We start from the raw sequence: 15,809 nt of genomic DNA, 5'->3' as shown, positions 1-15,809 counted from the left end.
CCTGGTGCGTCGCCGAGCTGGCTGGGTTACCCCTGTATTTCGATAGTAGCCGTCCGTTGTTTTTGGACGGCTTTTTTACGTGCTTTTACATAGCAGTCAGCATTGTTATGCACTATTGCACTATGGGCGCGATCCGGGCTGGCTCAAAGGATGATATACTTAATGCTAATCATTATCATTTGACCACCAGGAGAATACGCAATGATCGGTTTCAAGAAACTTGCCGTCGCCGCTGTACTGAGCATGGCCTTTGCTGGCGCCGCCTCGGCTGCTGAATACCCCATCGGCAAGCCGCAGATCCAGAACGGTTTCGAAGTCAACGCCGTCTACCTGCAGCCGGTGAAGATGGAGCCGGACGGCATGATGCGCAAGGCCGAAGAATCCGACATCCACCTGGAAGCAGACATCCACGCCGTGGCCAAGAACCCCAACGGCTTCGCCGAAGGTGATTGGATGCCCTACCTGGTCGTGAAGTACGAACTGACCAAGGTCGGTTCCACCAAGTCCATCAAGGGCGACATGATGCCCATGGTGGCCAACGACGGCCCGCACTATGGCGACAACGTCAAGCTCGAAGGTCCGGGCAAGTACAAGTTGAAGCTCACCATCTCTTCGCCCCAGGCCAATGAACATGCGCACTTCGGTCGCCACGTCGACAAGGAAACCGGGGTCGGCCCGTGGTTCAAGACCTTCGAACTGAACTACGACTTCACCTTCGCCGGTATCGGCAAGAAGGGCGGTTACTAAACTGCTTAAGCTGCTTACTGGATGCGCTCCAGTTGACCAGGCAGTATTGATGTGACCCCGGCTCGCACTGTTCGCGGCGGGCCGGTGTGATTTTTCAGGATTACCGGAGTCTTCATGATCGCAAGAATTGTCCGTCTCAGTTGCTTGGCGCTGGCCTTGCTGGGGCTTGCTGCTCAGGTGCAGGCCTCTGACCTGCCGACCTTCAAGCTGGAGATGCAGGACGGCAAGCTGATCCCGCCGCGCATCGAAGTGCCGGCCGGCCAGCGCATCAAGATCGAAGTGCATAACACCGGCAAGTCTGCCGTCGAGTTCGAAAGTGTCGAACTGCGCAAGGAAAAGGTACTGGCGCCGGGTGCCCAGTCCTTCGTGGTGATCGCCCCCTTGCGTCCGGGTGAATACAAGTTTTTCGATGACTTCCACCTCAACATGCCGCAGGGCGTGATCGTGGCCAAGTAAGGACCAGGCCGCACGCAAGCGACACGGAAGTCAGGTTTTTCCAGGAAGGGAAGTTTGATGGGACAGGTCATGTTCATCGTCTGGCGCGAAAGCGTCGAGGCGCTTCTGGTGGTCGGCATTCTCTATGCCTGGCTGAAAAACGGCGATGTCGGCGCGCGCCGCGGCATCCCCTATCTGTGGGGCGGCGTGGCTGCGGGCGTAGTGCTGGCCGCGGCCCTGGGCGCGGCCCTGCTGGGCTTTTCCGAACTGCTCTCGGGCGACGCCCAGACTTACTTCCAGATCGCCATCGTGCTGATTGCGGCGGTGCTGATCGTGCAGATGGTGTTCTGGATGCGCAAGCATGGTCGCACCCTCAAGAAGGAAATGGAAAGCTCCATGCAGTCCAGCTACGAGAGCGGCAACTGGTGGGGCGTGTTCGTGCTGGTGATGCTGGCCATTGCTCGCGAGGGTAGCGAGACGGCGGTGTTCCTCTACGGCATCGGCCTGGGGCAGCAGGATGCCAGCACGGTCTCGCTGGTGCTGGCCGGCGTGATCGGTTTTGGCCTGGCCTTCCTGACCTTCTATCTGTTGCAACTGGGCGGCAAGATCTTCTCCTGGCGCCGCTTCTTCCAGGTCACCGAAGTGATCCTGCTGTTGCTGGCTGCGGGTCTGTTGGTGACCGGCGTGGAAAAGCTCTTCGACGTCCTGTTGGAAAACTCCGATGCCCTGGCCTCGGCCAACTGGACCATGATCCTGACCGGCCAGCTCTGGGATACCTCGGCCTTGCTCGACGATTCGTCCACCTTGGGCAATCTGGTCTCGACCCTGACTGGCTACCGTGCCCGTCCGGCGCTGCTATCGGTGATCGTCTACGTCCTCTACTGGGTCGTGGTATGCTCGGCCCTCTATCGAAAACCCAAGCCTGCGCCCCAGGGCAAAAGGCAAGAAGCAACCTGAAGCCTGATGACGACCTGTACGCAATCGCCGACTCTGCTCTCGCGTACCGGAGACTGGATGCGCCGTCATGGCGCATTCATCCGTGGCCTGCAATGGATCGTGGTCGCCCTCTATGCGCTGCTGATCCTGGTCCCGGTGTTTCTCCCCCTGCCTGATGAAACCGCCCACCTCTGGTCCAACCTCACCCTGATCGCCCAGTTCGCCTTCTGGGGCGTCTGGTGGCCGTTCGTGCTGGTGAGCATGGTGCTCATGGGGCGCGTGTGGTGTGGCGTGCTTTGCCCGGAAGGCGCGCTCACCGAATTTGCCAGCCGCCATGGCCGTGGCCGCGCCATTCCCAAGTGGGTGCGCTGGGGCGGCTGGCCCTTCGTCGCCTTTGCCCTGACCACCGTCTATGGCCAGATGGTCAGCGTCTACCAGTATCCCAAGGCCGTGCTGCTGGTGCTGGGCGGCTCTACCGTGGGCGCCATGATCATCGGCTACCTGTATGGCCGCGACAAGCGCGTCTGGTGCAAGTACCTGTGCCCGGTCAATGGCGTCTTCGGCCTGCTGGCCAAACTGGCCCCGGTTCACTACAAGGTGAACGAAGATGCATGGCGCGCTTCCTACCATCCCGATCACAAGATCATCCCGGTCAATTGCGCACCTCTGGTGCCCATGCGCAATATGAAGGGTGCTTCCGACTGCCACATGTGCGGCCGCTGCAGTGGTCACCGTGATGCCATCGCCCTGAGCTTCCGCCCGCCGGCGGTGGAAGTGGTGCAGTTCGGCAAGACCAGCAACAGCCTGTGGGAAAGCGCCCTGGTGCTGTATGGACTGCTGGGCATCGCCATCGGTGCCTTCCACTGGACGGTCAGCCCCTGGTTCATCGCCATCAAGCAGGACATCGCCACCTGGCTGATCGACCGCGACATCATGTGGCCCTTCGGCACCCAGGCGCCGTGGTGGCTGCTGACCAATTATCCGCAGCAAAGCGATGTCTTCACCTGGCTCGACGGCGCCATGGTGGTGGGTTACATCCTCACCACCGGCCTGGTGCTGGGCACCGGCGTGGCTCTCATGTTCGGCCTGGCCACGCGCCTGCTGGGCAAGTGGGAGTGGAGCCGCTTCAACCACCTGGTGCAGGCGCTGATCCCGCTGGCGGGCTGCGGCGTCTTCATCGGCCTGTCGGCCACTACCATCAGCCTCTTGCGTGCCGAGCACTGGCCGGTGTACTGGGCCAACGATGTGCGCGCCGCCTTGCTGGCCACCATGACCCTGTGGAGCCTGTGGCTGTGCTGGAAGGTGGTGGCGCGCCATGCTACCCACCGGTTGCAGCAGGTGCTGGCCATGCTGCCTTTGATGGGCGGGCTGGCGCTGGTGAATACGGCCTGGTGGCTGATGTTCTGGGGCTGGTAAGGACGATTTTGCTTCCGGGATATGAAGGAAAACGGCAGGCCTGCTCGCAAGCCTGCCGTTTTTATTTGTGCTTTATTTGATCGGTAGGACTCGGATTTATAGCGCAGTTAGCCACTGAAGCAGTACAATCGCTGCCTTTTCACGCTAATTGCTGGAGTTTTATATGAGCACCTTGCCCGCCTGTCCCCAATGCCAGTCCGAATTCACCTATGAGGATGGCGGCCAGTTCGTCTGCCCCGAATGCGGCCACGAGTGGAGTGCCCAGGCGGCGCCCGCCGAACAGGTCCGGGTCTGGCGCGATGCCTCGGGCAACGTGCTGCAGGATGGCGATACCGTCACCGTCATCAAAGACCTGAAGTTGAAGGGCGGTGGTGGCGTGGTCAAGATGGGCACCAAGGTCAAGAACATCCGCCTGGTCGAGGGCGACCACGACATCGATTGCAAGATTGACGGCTTCGGCTCCATGGGCCTGAAGACCGAATTCGTGCGCAAGGCCTGATACCTTCCCGCCCTGGCTTGCACTGCCCTGCAAGCCAGGGGCCTGTCACGTAGAATGGCGCTTTGCCTGCAGCCAGCATGGGTGTGGGCGCTCCATCGATTCCTACCCCATCCAAGCTCCATGGCCCGTCCCCGCTTCCTGCCTGACAACATGACCCTGATGCTCTTGGCCGTCGTGCTGACCGCATCCTTTCTTCCCTGTACTGGCCAGGTGGCCGAGGTCTTCGACAGCCTGACCACCTTCATGATCGGCCTGCTGTTCTTCATGCATGGCGCCAAGCTTTCGCGCGAGGCGGTGGTGGCCGGGTTCACGCACTGGAAGCTGCATGTCACGGTGCTGCTTTGCACCTTCGCCCTGTTCCCCCTGATCGGCCTGGCCCTTAAGCCCTTGCTCACGCAATTCATCACGCCCGAGCTCTATCTGGGTCTGCTGTTCCTGTGCGTGCTGCCGTCCACGGTGCAGTCGTCGATCGCCTTCACCTCGGTGGCGCGCGGCAATGTGCCGGCCGCGATCTGCGCGGCCTCGGCTTCCAACCTGCTGGGCATCTTCCTCACGCCGTTGCTGGTAGGCGTGCTGGTGGTGGCGCATGATGGCAACGGGCATTCCTCGCTCGATTCCATCCTGAAAATCGTTTATCAATTATTGCTGCCCTTCGTGGCCGGCCAGATCGTGCGCCCCTGGATCGGTCGCTGGGTCGAGCGCAACAAGTCCTGGCTCAAGTTCGTCGATCAGAGTTCGATCCTGCTGGTGGTCTACGTGGCCTTCAGCGAAGCCGTGGTGCAGGGCTTGTGGCACCAGGTACCGCTCTCCATGCTGGTGGCGGTGCTGCTCATCAACGCCGCGCTGCTGGCCATCATCATGGGCATCACTACTTTCGGTAGTCGCCGCTTGGGTTTTAGCAAGGAAGATGAAATCACCATCGTCTTCTGCTGTTCCAAGAAAAGCCTGGCCTCCGGGGTGCCGATGGCCAAGGTGCTTTTTTCCAGCGGCGCCATCGGCATGGTGCTATTGCCGGTGATGTTGTTCCACCAGATCCAGTTGATGGTGTGCGCGGTGCTGGCAGCGCGTTACGGTGCGCGCCAGGACCAGGTGCATGCTGCCATGGCCAGCGAAAGCGGTGGCGACTGAGAGCGCATTACAGGCTGCTGCAGGACCTAACAAAAAACCGGCGCGAAGCCGGTTTTTTATTGCCTGCCGAATGCTTCGAATCGTTCTGAATCGTTCAGGGCGCCGGATTGGGCTGCTTGCGATGGATGGCCTCGATACCGGCCAGCACCTCCTCGCTCAACTGCAATTGCGCGCTGTCGATGTTGCTGCGCAGTTGTTCCAGCGTGGTGGCACCGATGATGTTGGAGGTGAGGAAAGGGCGGCTGTTGACGTAGGCCAGCGCCATCTGCGCCGGGTCCAGTCCATGCTGGCGCGCCAGGGCCACGTACTGGGCGGTGGCGCCTTCGGCCTGCGGGTTGGTATAGCGCGAGAAGCGCTCGAACAGGGTCAGGCGACCACCGGCCGGGCGCGCGCCATCGAGGTACTTGCCGCTCAACATGCCGAAGGCCAGCGGTGAATAGGCCAGCAAGCCCACCTGTTCGCGATGGGCAAACTCGGCCAGGTTGACTTCGAAGCTGCGGTTGAGCAGGTTGTAGGGATTCTGGATGGTGACGATGCGTTCCAGCCCATGCTGCTCGGCCGCGCGCAGGAATTGCGCCACGCCCCACGCGGTCTCGTTGGACAATCCGATGTAACGGATCTTGCCGGCCTTGACGAATTCGCTCAACACTTTCAGCGTCTCTTCGATGGGCACCGTGGTTTCGTCTGCCACGTGCTGGTAGCCGAGCTGGCCGAAGCTGTTCACGCTACGGTCCGGCCAGTGCAATTGATACAGGTCCACGTGATCCAGTTGCAGCCGCTCCAGGCTGCCATGCAGTGCTTCGGTCAAGCCCTTGCGGTCGAGGTCGTTGATGCCGCCGCGGATGTGGCGCGGGTTGTGGGGTTTGCGTGCCGGGCCGGTGCACTTGGTGGCGATGAGCAACTGATCGCGCTTGCCGGATTTCTTCAGCCAGGTTCCCAGGTAGCGCTCGGTCAGGCCCTGGGTTTCGGCCTTGGGCGGGACCGGGTACATTTCGGCCACGTCGATGAGGTTGATGCCGCGCTCCACGGCATAGTCCAGTTGCGCATGGGCTTGCGCTTCGGTGTTCTGTTCACCCCAGGTCATGGTACCTAGCGTGATGAGGCTGACCTTGGCGTCGGTGCGGCCGAGTTGGCGATACTGCATATCGGTTCTCCTTGTGAGTGCGGGGCAGGGCGAGCGTGGGCACATCCTGCCGGCTGGCGCGGGATCGGGTAGTATAGCTGCGCCCGTCCTGGCTTGCAGGGCAGGGCCGCAGCGGCGCCAAGACCGCTTGCGCAGTGCCGGCAGCAGTGCTGCCGGGCCAGATTACATCACGCCATCCCACCATCCCGAGACATGTCATCCACGCCTAGTCACACGGCCCCTGATGAGGCCAGCGAGCAGCAACTGCCTTTGCGCCATCACACCCCCTTCAAGCTGTTCTGGTGCGCCAGCGTGGCCTCCACCATCGCCTTGCAGATGCAGATCGTGGCGGTGGGCTGGCAGGTCTACCAGCTCACCCACAGCGCCTTCGACCTGGGCATCGTGGGGCTGGTGCAGTTCATCCCTTCGCTGATCCTGGTGTTTGTGGTCGGCCATGTGGCCGATCGTTTCGATCGCCGCAATGTGGCGCGCATCAGCGCCCTGGTCGAAGCCTCGGCGGCGGCCACGCTGGCGCTGGGTAGCCTGGGCGGCTGGCTCAATCGGGAAATGATCTTCGTCATCGTGGCCGTGATCGGTGCCGGCCGCGCCTTTTCCAAGCCCACCATGTCGGCCCTGCTGCCCAGCCTGATGTCGCCGCGAGCCTTGCCGGGTGCCGTGGCCGGTTCGGCCTCGGCGACCCAGTTCGCCATCATCATCGGCCCGGCGCTGGGCGGCTTTCTCTACGTGGCCGGTCCGGCCGTGGTCTATGCCAGCAGTTGCGCCCTGTTCGCACTGTGCAGCCTGCTGCTGTGGCTGATCCGGCGCCCGCCGCAAGCCGACCTGGCTGGCGCGACCAAGCCCACCGGTGCCAGCCTGTCGTCGGTCTTTGCCGGACTGGCTTTCATCCGCAGCAAGCCGGCCATCTTCGGCGCCATCTCGCTGGACATGTTCGCCGTCCTGTTGGGCGGCGCCACCGCCTTGCTGCCGGTGTATGCCAATGACATCCTGCATACCGGAGCGGTCGGCCTGGGCCTGCTGCGTTCGGCACCGGCTGCCGGAGCGCTGGCGGTGGCTTTGCTGCTGGCACGTCGTCCGCTGGCCGGGCGCGTGGGGCGCACCATGTTCATTGCAGTGGGTGTGTTCGGATTGGCTACCATCGTCTTCGGCCTGTCGCGGTCCTTCCCGCTCTCGCTGGCGGCATTGGCAGTGCTGGGTGCGGCTGACATGATCAGCGTGGTGGTACGGTCCTCGTTCGTGCAGTTGGAAACGCCGGACGCCATGCGTGGTCGGGTCTCGGCCGTCAACTCGGTTTTCATCGGCACTTCCAACCAATTGGGCGAGTTCGAGTCGGGGCTGACCGCGGCTTGGTTCGGCGCGGTGCCGGCGGTGCTGATCGGCGGTATCGGCACGCTGCTCATCGTGCTGTTGTGGATACGCCTGTTTCCCGCGCTCTACCAGGTGGATCGATTGGCCGCGCGCCGCTCATGAGAGCAGGGCGATCACGTCAGTGCAGATCGTCTGCGGCCATCTGCAATTGATGCGCCTGGCGCTGGGCTTGCTGCTGCAATAGCATCTGCAGGAACTGCGCATAGGGCACCGGCTTGCTGAAGTAATAGCCCTGGTATTCATCCGAACCGAACTCGCGCAGCGCCTGCCATTGCCTCTCCGTTTCAACGCCCTCGGTAACCACCTTCAGATTCAGCGCATGGCTCATGGCGATGATGGCCTGCACGATGGCGCTACTGTTGGCGTCATCGGGAATGTCGTTGATGAATGATTTGTCGATCTTCAGCGTATTGACCGGGAAGCGCTTGAGGTAGGCCAGCGAGGAATAGCCGGTACCGAAGTCATCAATGGAAATGGTGAAGCCCTCGGCGCGGATGCCATCCATAATGGCGATGGCGCGGTCGCGGTTGCGCATCACCATGCTCTCGGTGATCTCGAACTCCAGGCAGGCCGGTGGCGTCCCGTGGCGCTGTACCACGCCCTTGATGTCCTGCAGCAGGTGGGCGTCGCCGAACTGGCTGCCGGTCAGGTTGATGGAAATACGCCCACATTCCAGTTGGTGCTCCAGCAGCAGGCCAATGTCGCGGCAGGCAATGTCCAGCACCACCAGGCCGATCTGGTCGATCAGGCGGCTCTCTTCGGCCATCGGGATGAATTCGTTCGGCCCCACCAGTCCGCGCACCGGATGCTGCCAGCGCACCAGCGCCTCGGCACCGACGATCGCGCCGCTGGCCAGATCGACCTTGGGCTGGTAATGCACCACGAACTCGGCGCGCTCGATGGCGCGTCGCAGCTCCGCTTCCAGGGCGATGCGTTCCACCGTGTTGGTGTTGACCTCATCGGAGAAGAAACGATAGTCATCCTTGCCATGGTGCTTGGCGCGATACATGGCGATATCGGCGTTCTTGATCAGGGTCTGCGCATTGTCGCCATCGCCGGGATAGGTGGCAATGCCGATACTGGCCGACAGCGTGGCTTCCTGACCATCGATGATGAAGGGCTTGCGCGCCTCGGTGAGCAGCTTTTGCGCAATCTCGCCCAGTTGCAGCGGATCGTCGAAGTCATCCACCAGCACGATGAATTCATCCCCGCCCACGCGCGCCAGGATATCCAGTTCACGCAGGCTATGGCGAAAGCGCTGAGCGATTTCCTGCAGCACCGCCTCGCCCGCCTGGTGGCCGAAGGTATCGTTGATGTTCTTGAAGCGGTCCAGGTCCATCAGCAGCACCGCCACCAGGCCATTGCGGTGCTCGGCATGGGTAATGGCATTGGAGACGTGCTGGGTGCACAGGAAGCGGTTGGGCAGGCCGGTCAGCTCATCGTAGTGCGCCAGGTGGCGGATGCGCTCATCGGCGCGGCGACTCTCGATGGCCACGCTGGCCAGGTCGGCGGCGATGTTGGCCAGTTGCAGGTACTCATTGCTGGGTGCCTGGTTTTCCTTGAGCAGGGCGGCGAACACACCCAGCAATTGCCCCTCCTTGCCCATGATGGGCCAGGCCCCGCAGGAGGGATAGATCTCCACATCGATCAATACCCGCAAATGCTCGGTCACCGGGTCACGGGAGATATCGGTGACGATGCAGGGTCCGCGCCGCAGGGCCGCCTCGGCGGCCACGCCACAACCGTGGCGGATCGGCATCCCCTGCAAGGCGCGCAGCAGGCGGGGAGGGTAGCGTCGGCTCAATACCGAGGTGAAGTGCGAGGCTTGTTCATTGACCAGCATCACGCTGGAGGCGCCGTAGGGAATCTGGGTATCGGCGAAGCCGACGATTTCGTTGAGGATGGTATCGAGATCCTCATCGGCCATGACCATGTGCAGCACCCGGTTCTGTTCGCTTTGCAGCAGTTCGGCGCGCTTGCGGGCACTGATGTCGCGCAGGATGGCGAAGATCGCATAGCCGCGCTCGAACTCGGCGCGATTGAGGGTGACATCGGTATGGATGATCTTGTTGCGACGAACCGTCACCCACTCGAACTGCTGTGGCTGGCCCGCCAGTACTCGGCCCACCAGCTCATCGATATCGGGTTGCTGGGCCTGGCGCGACTTCTGGCGCGAGAATAGACCGACCTTGCGGCCGATGATGCGTTCCTTGTCGGGCAGGCCGAAAAAGCGCAGCGCGGCACTGTTGCAGTCGAGGTAGCGCAATTCGGCGGAGATCAGCACGATGGGGTCGCTACCTTCCTCGTAGAGCTTGCGGTAGCGGTATTCACTGGCCGACAGCGCATGGTCCAGGCGGCGCTGGTAGCGGTAATAGACCAAGAAAGAAATGAGCGCCAGCAGGATGAAGCCGAGGATGCCCGTGGTCAGCAGGATGCGGTTTTCGGTACGGCTGCGCCAGGGCGCCAGCACATCTTCCATGCGCCGTGCATAGACCGCGACCAGGGACCACTTGTCGAGCCGCTTGTAAGAAAACAGCAAGGCTTCGCCTGTCAGGTGGGAGGCTTCTTCAAAGCTGCCTTCCTCGGCCCCGGCGCGGATGCGTTTCATGCTCTTGGCATTGGCCAGGCTGATGTTGAGCCAGCGTTCCTCGAACGGCGAGCGCAGCATCATGGAACCGCTGTCGGTGCGCAGCGAGACGATGGTTTCGAAATTGGTGATGCGCTTGTAGAAGTCGAAGAAGGTCGATGCCCGCAACTCGGCCACCAGCAAACCGATGGGACGGGCGCTGCGGTCATAGAGGTTCATGGCCACCGGCAGCACCAGTTCGCGGTTGTAGCGACTGCGCATGAGCTGGCCCACGAACAGGCCGGGCCGCGCCGGGTTGCCGTCCACGTGGGTCAGCTTATGGTCGTCGGCGATGCTGGTGGTATCGAAGGCCCGCAGCGAACTTGCGCGCGTGTTGCCATTGCGGTCAATGTAGCGCAGCACCATCACGCTGGGCATACGCTGCTGCATGTCCGACAGCAGATGGTACAAGCCCTGATCATCGTCGAGCAGTCCAGGCTGATCGGCATGGAGGTGTTGCGCCGTGGCCCACAGCAACTGGTCCAGTTCGCCAAACACCCGATCCGCATGTTCCTGCACGCTGCGCACGGCGGCCATCGAGCTGGAGCGTTCGGAGTCGATGGTCAACTGACGGTCCTGGCGAATTTCCCACCAGGTCTGCACCATGATGAAGGAGCCGACCAACCCGACGAAGAGCAGCAAGGTCTTCAGGGTATAGCCTGGTCGTCCCGGCGATTTGTTCTGTTTTTCCATGTGAAGAACTATCACATCACCCTGTCGTTAGGCAGCTCAACGCTGCATCCCCTGGCCCCGCGCCCCTCGTATGAGCATCGACAGCCCTTGCACGCAATCGGCATGACCTTGCCAGTTTCTGCCGACTTGCCACTATGACATGTTGTATAACGATGTGCCATGTCATGATGACAAGCCGCAGGCAGTCACCCAGGCGACTGGCTGACGCAAAAATTACGTGGATGCCCCCACTACGTGATACGCGAGATATTGAAATGCTATCCCGTGTCCTGCCGCGCTTTTCCGAATCTGTTCGGCTTCCCGTGCTGTTCTGCGCTGTTTTGCAGGAGTTTGCCGCGCGCTCTTCGTTTGTTTTGTAGCAACCTTACCCCAAGCCAAGAGCTTTGTCATTAAGCAGGCTACTTGCTCACAACGCGACAGTGAGATTTTCATGTCAGGGTGTGACATTTCACTTGTTTCGACATCAAGATGAAGGGGCAAGTTGCACTGGATATGCGTTTTCGTTTGCAATGCGATAATACGGCCCAGCCGATGAATTCAGCCGATCATTCGTTCTACTGAATTTTCCTGAAAGAGCAAGACGTTTTACTTCACCCCATCAAGCAAAGGACCCATCCCTATGAAGACAAGAGCAGCGGTAGCATGGCAGGCAGGCAAGCCCTTGACCATCGAGGAAGTCGAACTCGGCGGCCCCAAGGCTGGCGAAGTCCTGGTCGAGATCAAGGCCACCGGCATCTGCCACACCGACTATTACACGCTCTCGGGTGCCGATCCGGAAGGTATCTTCCCGGCCATCCTCGGTCACGAAGGCGCGGGCGTGGTGGTCGACGTCGGCCCGGGCGTGAAGTCGCTGAAAAAGGATGACCACGTCATCCCGCTCTACACCCCCGAATGCCGCGAGTGCAAGTTCTGTCTCTCGCAAAAGACCAATCTGTGCCAGGCCATCCGCGCCACGCAAGGCCGCGGCCTGATGCCCGACGCCACCAGCCGCTTCTCGCTGGATGGCAAGCCCCTGTTCCACTACATGGGCACCTCGACCTTCTCCAACTACATCGTCGTGCCCGAGATTGCCCTGGCCAAGATCCGTTCCGATGCCCCTTTCGACAAGGTCTGCTACATCGGCTGTGGCGTCACTACCGGCGTGGGTGCGGTGCTGTTTACCGCCAAGGTGGAAGCGGGCGCCAACGTGGTGGTGTTCGGCCTGGGCGGTATTGGCTTGAACGTGATCCAGGCGGCCAAGATGGTGGGCGCCAACAAGATCATCGGCGTGGACCTGAACCCGGCCCGTGAGTCCATGGCCCGCAAGTTCGGCATGACCGACTTCATCAATCCCAAGGACGTACCCAACGTGGTCGATGCCATCATCGGCATGACCGATGGCGGCGCCGACTACAGCTTCGAGTGCATCGGCAATACCACCACCATGCGCCAGGCGCTGGAGTGCTGCCACAAGGGCTGGGGCCAGTCCATCATCATCGGCGTGGCGGCCGCCGGCCAGGAAATCTCGACTCGCCCGTTCCAACTGGTGACCGGCCGCGTCTGGAAGGGCTCGGCCTTCGGCGGCGCGCGTGGTCGCACCGACGTGCCCAAGATCGTTGACTGGTACATGGAAGGCAAGCTCAACATCGATGACTTGATCACCCACAAGCTGCCGCTGGAGCGCATCAATGAAGGGTTCGATCTGATGAAGAGCGGCGAGTCGATCCGCTCCGTGGTCGAGTTCTGAGGAGAGCGCGATGCTGGAGACTCTCTCCGAGCACGGCTGTTTTGGCGGCGTGCAGGGCTTCTATCGCCATGCCGCGCCGGCCATCGGCCTGGACATGCGCTTTTCGGTGTTCGTCCCCCCGCAGGGCAAGCAGGGCGGCAAGTTGCCGGTACTGTTCTACCTGGCCGGACTGACCTGCACCGAAGAAACCTTCATGATCAAGGCCGGCGCCCAGCGCGTAGCGGCCGAGCTGGGCCTGATCCTGGTGGCCAGCGACACCAGCCCGCGTGGCGCCGGCATTGCCGGGGAAAGTGAGAGCTGGGACTTCGGCGTGGGTGCCGGTTTCTACCTTGACGCCACCCAGGCGCCGTGGAGCCAGCACTACCGCATGGAAAGTTATGTGGTGCAGGACTTACGCCGAGCCGTGCTGGAGCACTTCCCGGCCGATCCCCAGCGCATGGGCATTTTCGGTCACTCGATGGGGGGCCATGGTGCGCTCACGCTGGCCTTGCGCCATCGCGAGCTATACCGCTCGGTGTCGGCCTTTGCCCCGATTGTCGCGCCGCGCCACTGCCCTTGGGGCCAGAAGGCCTTCGGCAATTATCTCGGCCCGGACCAGGAAAGCTGGAAGGAGCACGATGCCAGCGAATTGATGCGCAAGCTGTACGCACCGTACCCGCAGGGCATCCTGATCGACCAGGGACTGGCCGACAAATTCCTGGTGGAGCAATTGCTGCCGGACCGCTTTGAAGCCGCTTGCAAGGAGGCTTCACAGCCCTTGAGCTTGCGGCGGCATGAGGGATATGACCACGGGTATTACTTCATCGAGAGTTTTGTGGAGGAGCATTTGCGCTTCCATCATCGCAACCTGATGGCGTGAAGTCGCTGGTATATCGCGGGTCCGATGATGGGGGAGGTGATGGACATCATCTCCCCCATTTTTTATGCATCGTCCAATGGTGAGAATTGAATGCGCTGGAGAGCTTCTGCTCTAAAGAAAAAACCGGCCCATGTGAAGCCGGGCCGGTCAGTTGAAGCGATGCGACCCCAGGCCGCATGTCCTCATCAAACGAATGCATCCGTGACGATATGCTCCCCCAGCATGAACGCATCAGCCACATGCCGCAGCGGTGCGACGTCCACATCGGACTCCCGGTTGCGGATAAGTTTGCAGAAATATTCATACAGCGAGGGATACTCGCCCTCCACAGGCAGTTCGCACGGCACTTCATTGATCAACAGTTCATGTCCGCCCTTTTTCAGGTGGACCCGGGTGCTGTCGGTCTCGATGCGGATGTCCCAGGTCTGCTCGCCGGTCTGGCGCCAGTCGAAGTCGGCTTGCACGTCCGTGCCCAGGGCGTCGGTGAAGGCCAGGCGCGCTGCAATCGGGGTCTGGCGGTTGGCCGGTACTTCCAGTGCGGCCTTGGTCAGGAACATCATCTGCGGCAGGATTTCCGTGACGATGGACAAGGCGTTGATGCCCGGATCGAACACGCCCAGGCCGCCCGGTTGCCAGATCCATTCCTGATCAGGATGCCAGTGGCGCACGTCTTCGCGCCAGATCACCTCGACCTGGCGCGGGGCATGTTGCTGCAGATGGCGCTTGACCACCTGCACGGCAGGCGCATGGCGCGAGTGCCAACTGGCAAAGAGCGTCACGCCATGCTGGGCGGCCAGGTTCTTGAGCGATTCGACTTCCGACAGGGTGGCGCCGGGCGGTTTTTCCAGGAACACGTGCTTGCCGGCGGCAATGGCCTGGCGCGCGGCGGCATAGCGATACTGGGGCGGCATACACAGGGAAACGGCCTCGATCTCGGGCGCGGCGGCCAGCATCTCGGCCATGCTCTTGTAGGCGCTCACGCCATCGATGCTGTGATTACGGCTGGCGGTGGCGACCAGTTCAAAGTCCCGGTTGCCGCTGATGGCCGGGGCATGTTGGTCGTAGACGATTTTGCCGACGCCGGCAATGGCGAGCTTGATGGGTGTCATGGTGTCCTTGGATTGTTATCGTTGCATGGGCGCACAGATTACCAGCGTTGATGCACATGCGGGGCGATGTCGTGCAGATAGAGTTCGCGCAAGGCTTGCATCACCTCCTGTGCAAGCGGCGGCAGGTCGCTGGCCGCACTGTTGGATTGTGCCTGCTGTACGTTGCGCGCACCGGGAATGACGGTACTCACGCCGCTTTCCATGAGGATCCAGCGCAGCGCGAACTGTGCCATCGACACGCCTGGCGGCACCAGCGTGCGGATCTTTTCTACGGCCGCCAGGGCAACTTCATACGGCACGCCCGAGAAGGTCTCGCCGACATCGAAGGCTTCACCGTGACGGTTGAACTGGCGATGGTCGTCGGCGGCAAAGGTGGTCTGCGCGCTCATCTTGCCGGTCAGCAGGCCCGAGGCCAGCGGCACGCGGGCGATGACGGCGATGTCGCGGCGCTGCGCTTCGTGCAGGAACAGCGAGATGGGGCGTTGGCGGAAGATGTTGAAGATGATCTGGACGGATTTGACGTTGGGGTATTCGATGGCCTTCAGGGCTTCTTCGACTTTTTCGACCGAGACGCCGTAGTGACGAATCTTGCCGGCAGCCACCAGCTCATCCATGTAGCCGAACACTTCCTGCTGGTAATAGACCTCCGTGGGCGGGCAGTGCAGTTGCACCAGGTCCAGGCAATCCACCTCCAGATTCTGTAGTGAACGTTCGACGAAGGCAGTGAGGTTGTCGCGCTGGTAGCCGCTGGCCACATGCGGCGAGAGCCGGCGTCCGGCCTTGGTGGCCACGAAGGGGCGGGGGCCGCCGCGTTCCTTGAGCACCTGGGCAATCAGTTGCTCGGAGCGGCCATCGCCATAGACATCGGCGGTGTCGATGAAGCTCACGCCGGCATCCAGCGCTGCGTGCAGCGCGGCCTTGGCATCCTGGGCCGAGACATCGCCCCACGAGCCGCCGATGGCCCAGGCGCCAAAGCCGATTTCCGATACCTCTGCGCCGGTGCGGCCAAAGCGTCTTGATTTCATGTCTGTTCTCCGTGAATGCCTGATTGATGAAGCCGTATTTATACCGCGTGCCACGTGCGAGGGCGGCTGGTTTAAGATGAGCCATATTCATTCTTGAAGTG

General features: G+C 61.7%; 13 protein-coding genes. 9 read left to right on the top strand and 4 right to left on the bottom strand.

Annotation, left to right across the window (positions count from 1 at the left end; translation table 11 throughout):
- Positions 1-201: 201 nt before the first annotated feature.
- The 6 genes from RC54_RS14995 (at position 202) to RC54_RS14970 (ending at position 5,161) form a co-directional block, all read left to right on the top strand.
- Positions 202-747, top strand: a complete 546-nt coding sequence (locus RC54_RS14995; RefSeq protein ID WP_017450257.1) for an iron transporter — start codon at positions 202-204, stop codon at positions 745-747.
- Positions 748-861: 114 nt separating this feature from the next.
- Positions 862-1,203 carry a cupredoxin domain-containing protein gene (locus RC54_RS14990; RefSeq protein ID WP_017450258.1) on the top strand — a complete coding sequence of 114 codons (342 nt, stop codon included), beginning with the start codon at positions 862-864 and terminating at the stop codon, positions 1,201-1,203.
- 57 nt (positions 1,204-1,260) lie between these two features.
- The gene (locus tag RC54_RS14985) at positions 1,261-2,139 is read left to right on the top strand and encodes an FTR1 family iron permease (protein WP_061789509.1); all 879 of its coding nucleotides are present in this window, start codon (positions 1,261-1,263) and stop codon (positions 2,137-2,139) included.
- A gap of 57 nt (positions 2,140-2,196) precedes the next feature.
- The gene (locus RC54_RS14980; RefSeq protein WP_058895905.1) at positions 2,197-3,534 is read left to right on the top strand and encodes a 4Fe-4S binding protein; all 1,338 of its coding nucleotides are present in this window, start codon (positions 2,197-2,199) and stop codon (positions 3,532-3,534) included.
- Between the two features lie 163 nt (positions 3,535-3,697).
- Positions 3,698-4,033 carry a zinc ribbon domain-containing protein YjdM gene (locus RC54_RS14975; protein WP_058895904.1) on the top strand — a complete coding sequence of 112 codons (336 nt, stop codon included), beginning with the start codon at positions 3,698-3,700 and terminating at the stop codon, positions 4,031-4,033.
- Positions 4,034-4,153: 120 nt separating this feature from the next.
- Entirely contained in the window at positions 4,154-5,161 is a 1,008-nt protein-coding gene (locus tag RC54_RS14970; protein ID WP_061789510.1) for a bile acid:sodium symporter family protein, read from the top strand.
- 94 nt (positions 5,162-5,255) lie between these two features.
- Here the strand turns inward: RC54_RS14970 and RC54_RS14965 are convergent, their stop codons facing one another.
- Positions 5,256-6,305, bottom strand: a complete 1,050-nt coding sequence (locus RC54_RS14965) for an NADP(H)-dependent aldo-keto reductase (protein WP_058895902.1) — start codon at positions 6,303-6,305, stop codon at positions 5,256-5,258.
- Between the two features lie 192 nt (positions 6,306-6,497).
- Here RC54_RS14965 and RC54_RS14960 point away from each other — a divergent pair, with 192 nt between their 5' ends.
- A complete protein-coding gene (locus RC54_RS14960) occupies positions 6,498-7,772 on the top strand; it encodes an MFS transporter (RefSeq protein WP_058895901.1) in 1,275 nt (424 codons plus the stop codon).
- A 16-nt stretch (positions 7,773-7,788) separates the two neighbouring features.
- On the opposite strand, the gene RC54_RS14955 is transcribed toward RC54_RS14960, so the two are convergent.
- Positions 7,789-10,989 carry a bifunctional diguanylate cyclase/phosphodiesterase gene (locus RC54_RS14955; protein WP_058895900.1) on the bottom strand — a complete coding sequence of 1,067 codons (3,201 nt, stop codon included), beginning with the start codon at positions 10,987-10,989 and terminating at the stop codon, positions 7,789-7,791.
- Positions 10,990-11,608: 619 nt separating this feature from the next.
- Between RC54_RS14955 and RC54_RS14950 the strand changes: the two genes are divergently transcribed.
- Together RC54_RS14950 and fghA are read left to right on the top strand one after the other, a co-directional pair.
- Positions 11,609-12,715 carry an S-(hydroxymethyl)glutathione dehydrogenase/class III alcohol dehydrogenase gene (locus RC54_RS14950; protein WP_017450265.1) on the top strand — a complete coding sequence of 369 codons (1,107 nt, stop codon included), beginning with the start codon at positions 11,609-11,611 and terminating at the stop codon, positions 12,713-12,715.
- A 10-nt stretch (positions 12,716-12,725) separates the two neighbouring features.
- On the top strand, positions 12,726-13,574 hold the full coding sequence (gene fghA, locus RC54_RS14945) for an S-formylglutathione hydrolase (protein WP_061789511.1): 849 nt from the start codon (positions 12,726-12,728) through the stop codon (positions 13,572-13,574).
- Between the two features lie 185 nt (positions 13,575-13,759).
- Here fghA and RC54_RS14940 read toward each other — a convergent pair whose 3' ends face one another.
- Both RC54_RS14940 and RC54_RS14935 read right to left on the bottom strand, forming a co-directional pair.
- The gene (locus tag RC54_RS14940; RefSeq protein ID WP_058895890.1) at positions 13,760-14,683 is read right to left on the bottom strand and encodes a Gfo/Idh/MocA family protein; all 924 of its coding nucleotides are present in this window, start codon (positions 14,681-14,683) and stop codon (positions 13,760-13,762) included.
- Between the two features lie 38 nt (positions 14,684-14,721).
- The gene (locus RC54_RS14935; protein ID WP_058895889.1) at positions 14,722-15,708 is read right to left on the bottom strand and encodes an aldo/keto reductase; all 987 of its coding nucleotides are present in this window, start codon (positions 15,706-15,708) and stop codon (positions 14,722-14,724) included.
- Positions 15,709-15,809 lie beyond the last annotated feature (101 nt).

It is taken from the genome of Herbaspirillum rubrisubalbicans (genome assembly GCF_003719195.1).
GTDB classification, from domain to species: Bacteria; Pseudomonadota; Gammaproteobacteria; order Burkholderiales; family Burkholderiaceae_D; genus Herbaspirillum; species Herbaspirillum rubrisubalbicans.
This window is presented reverse-complemented; position numbering and strand designations above follow the sequence as displayed.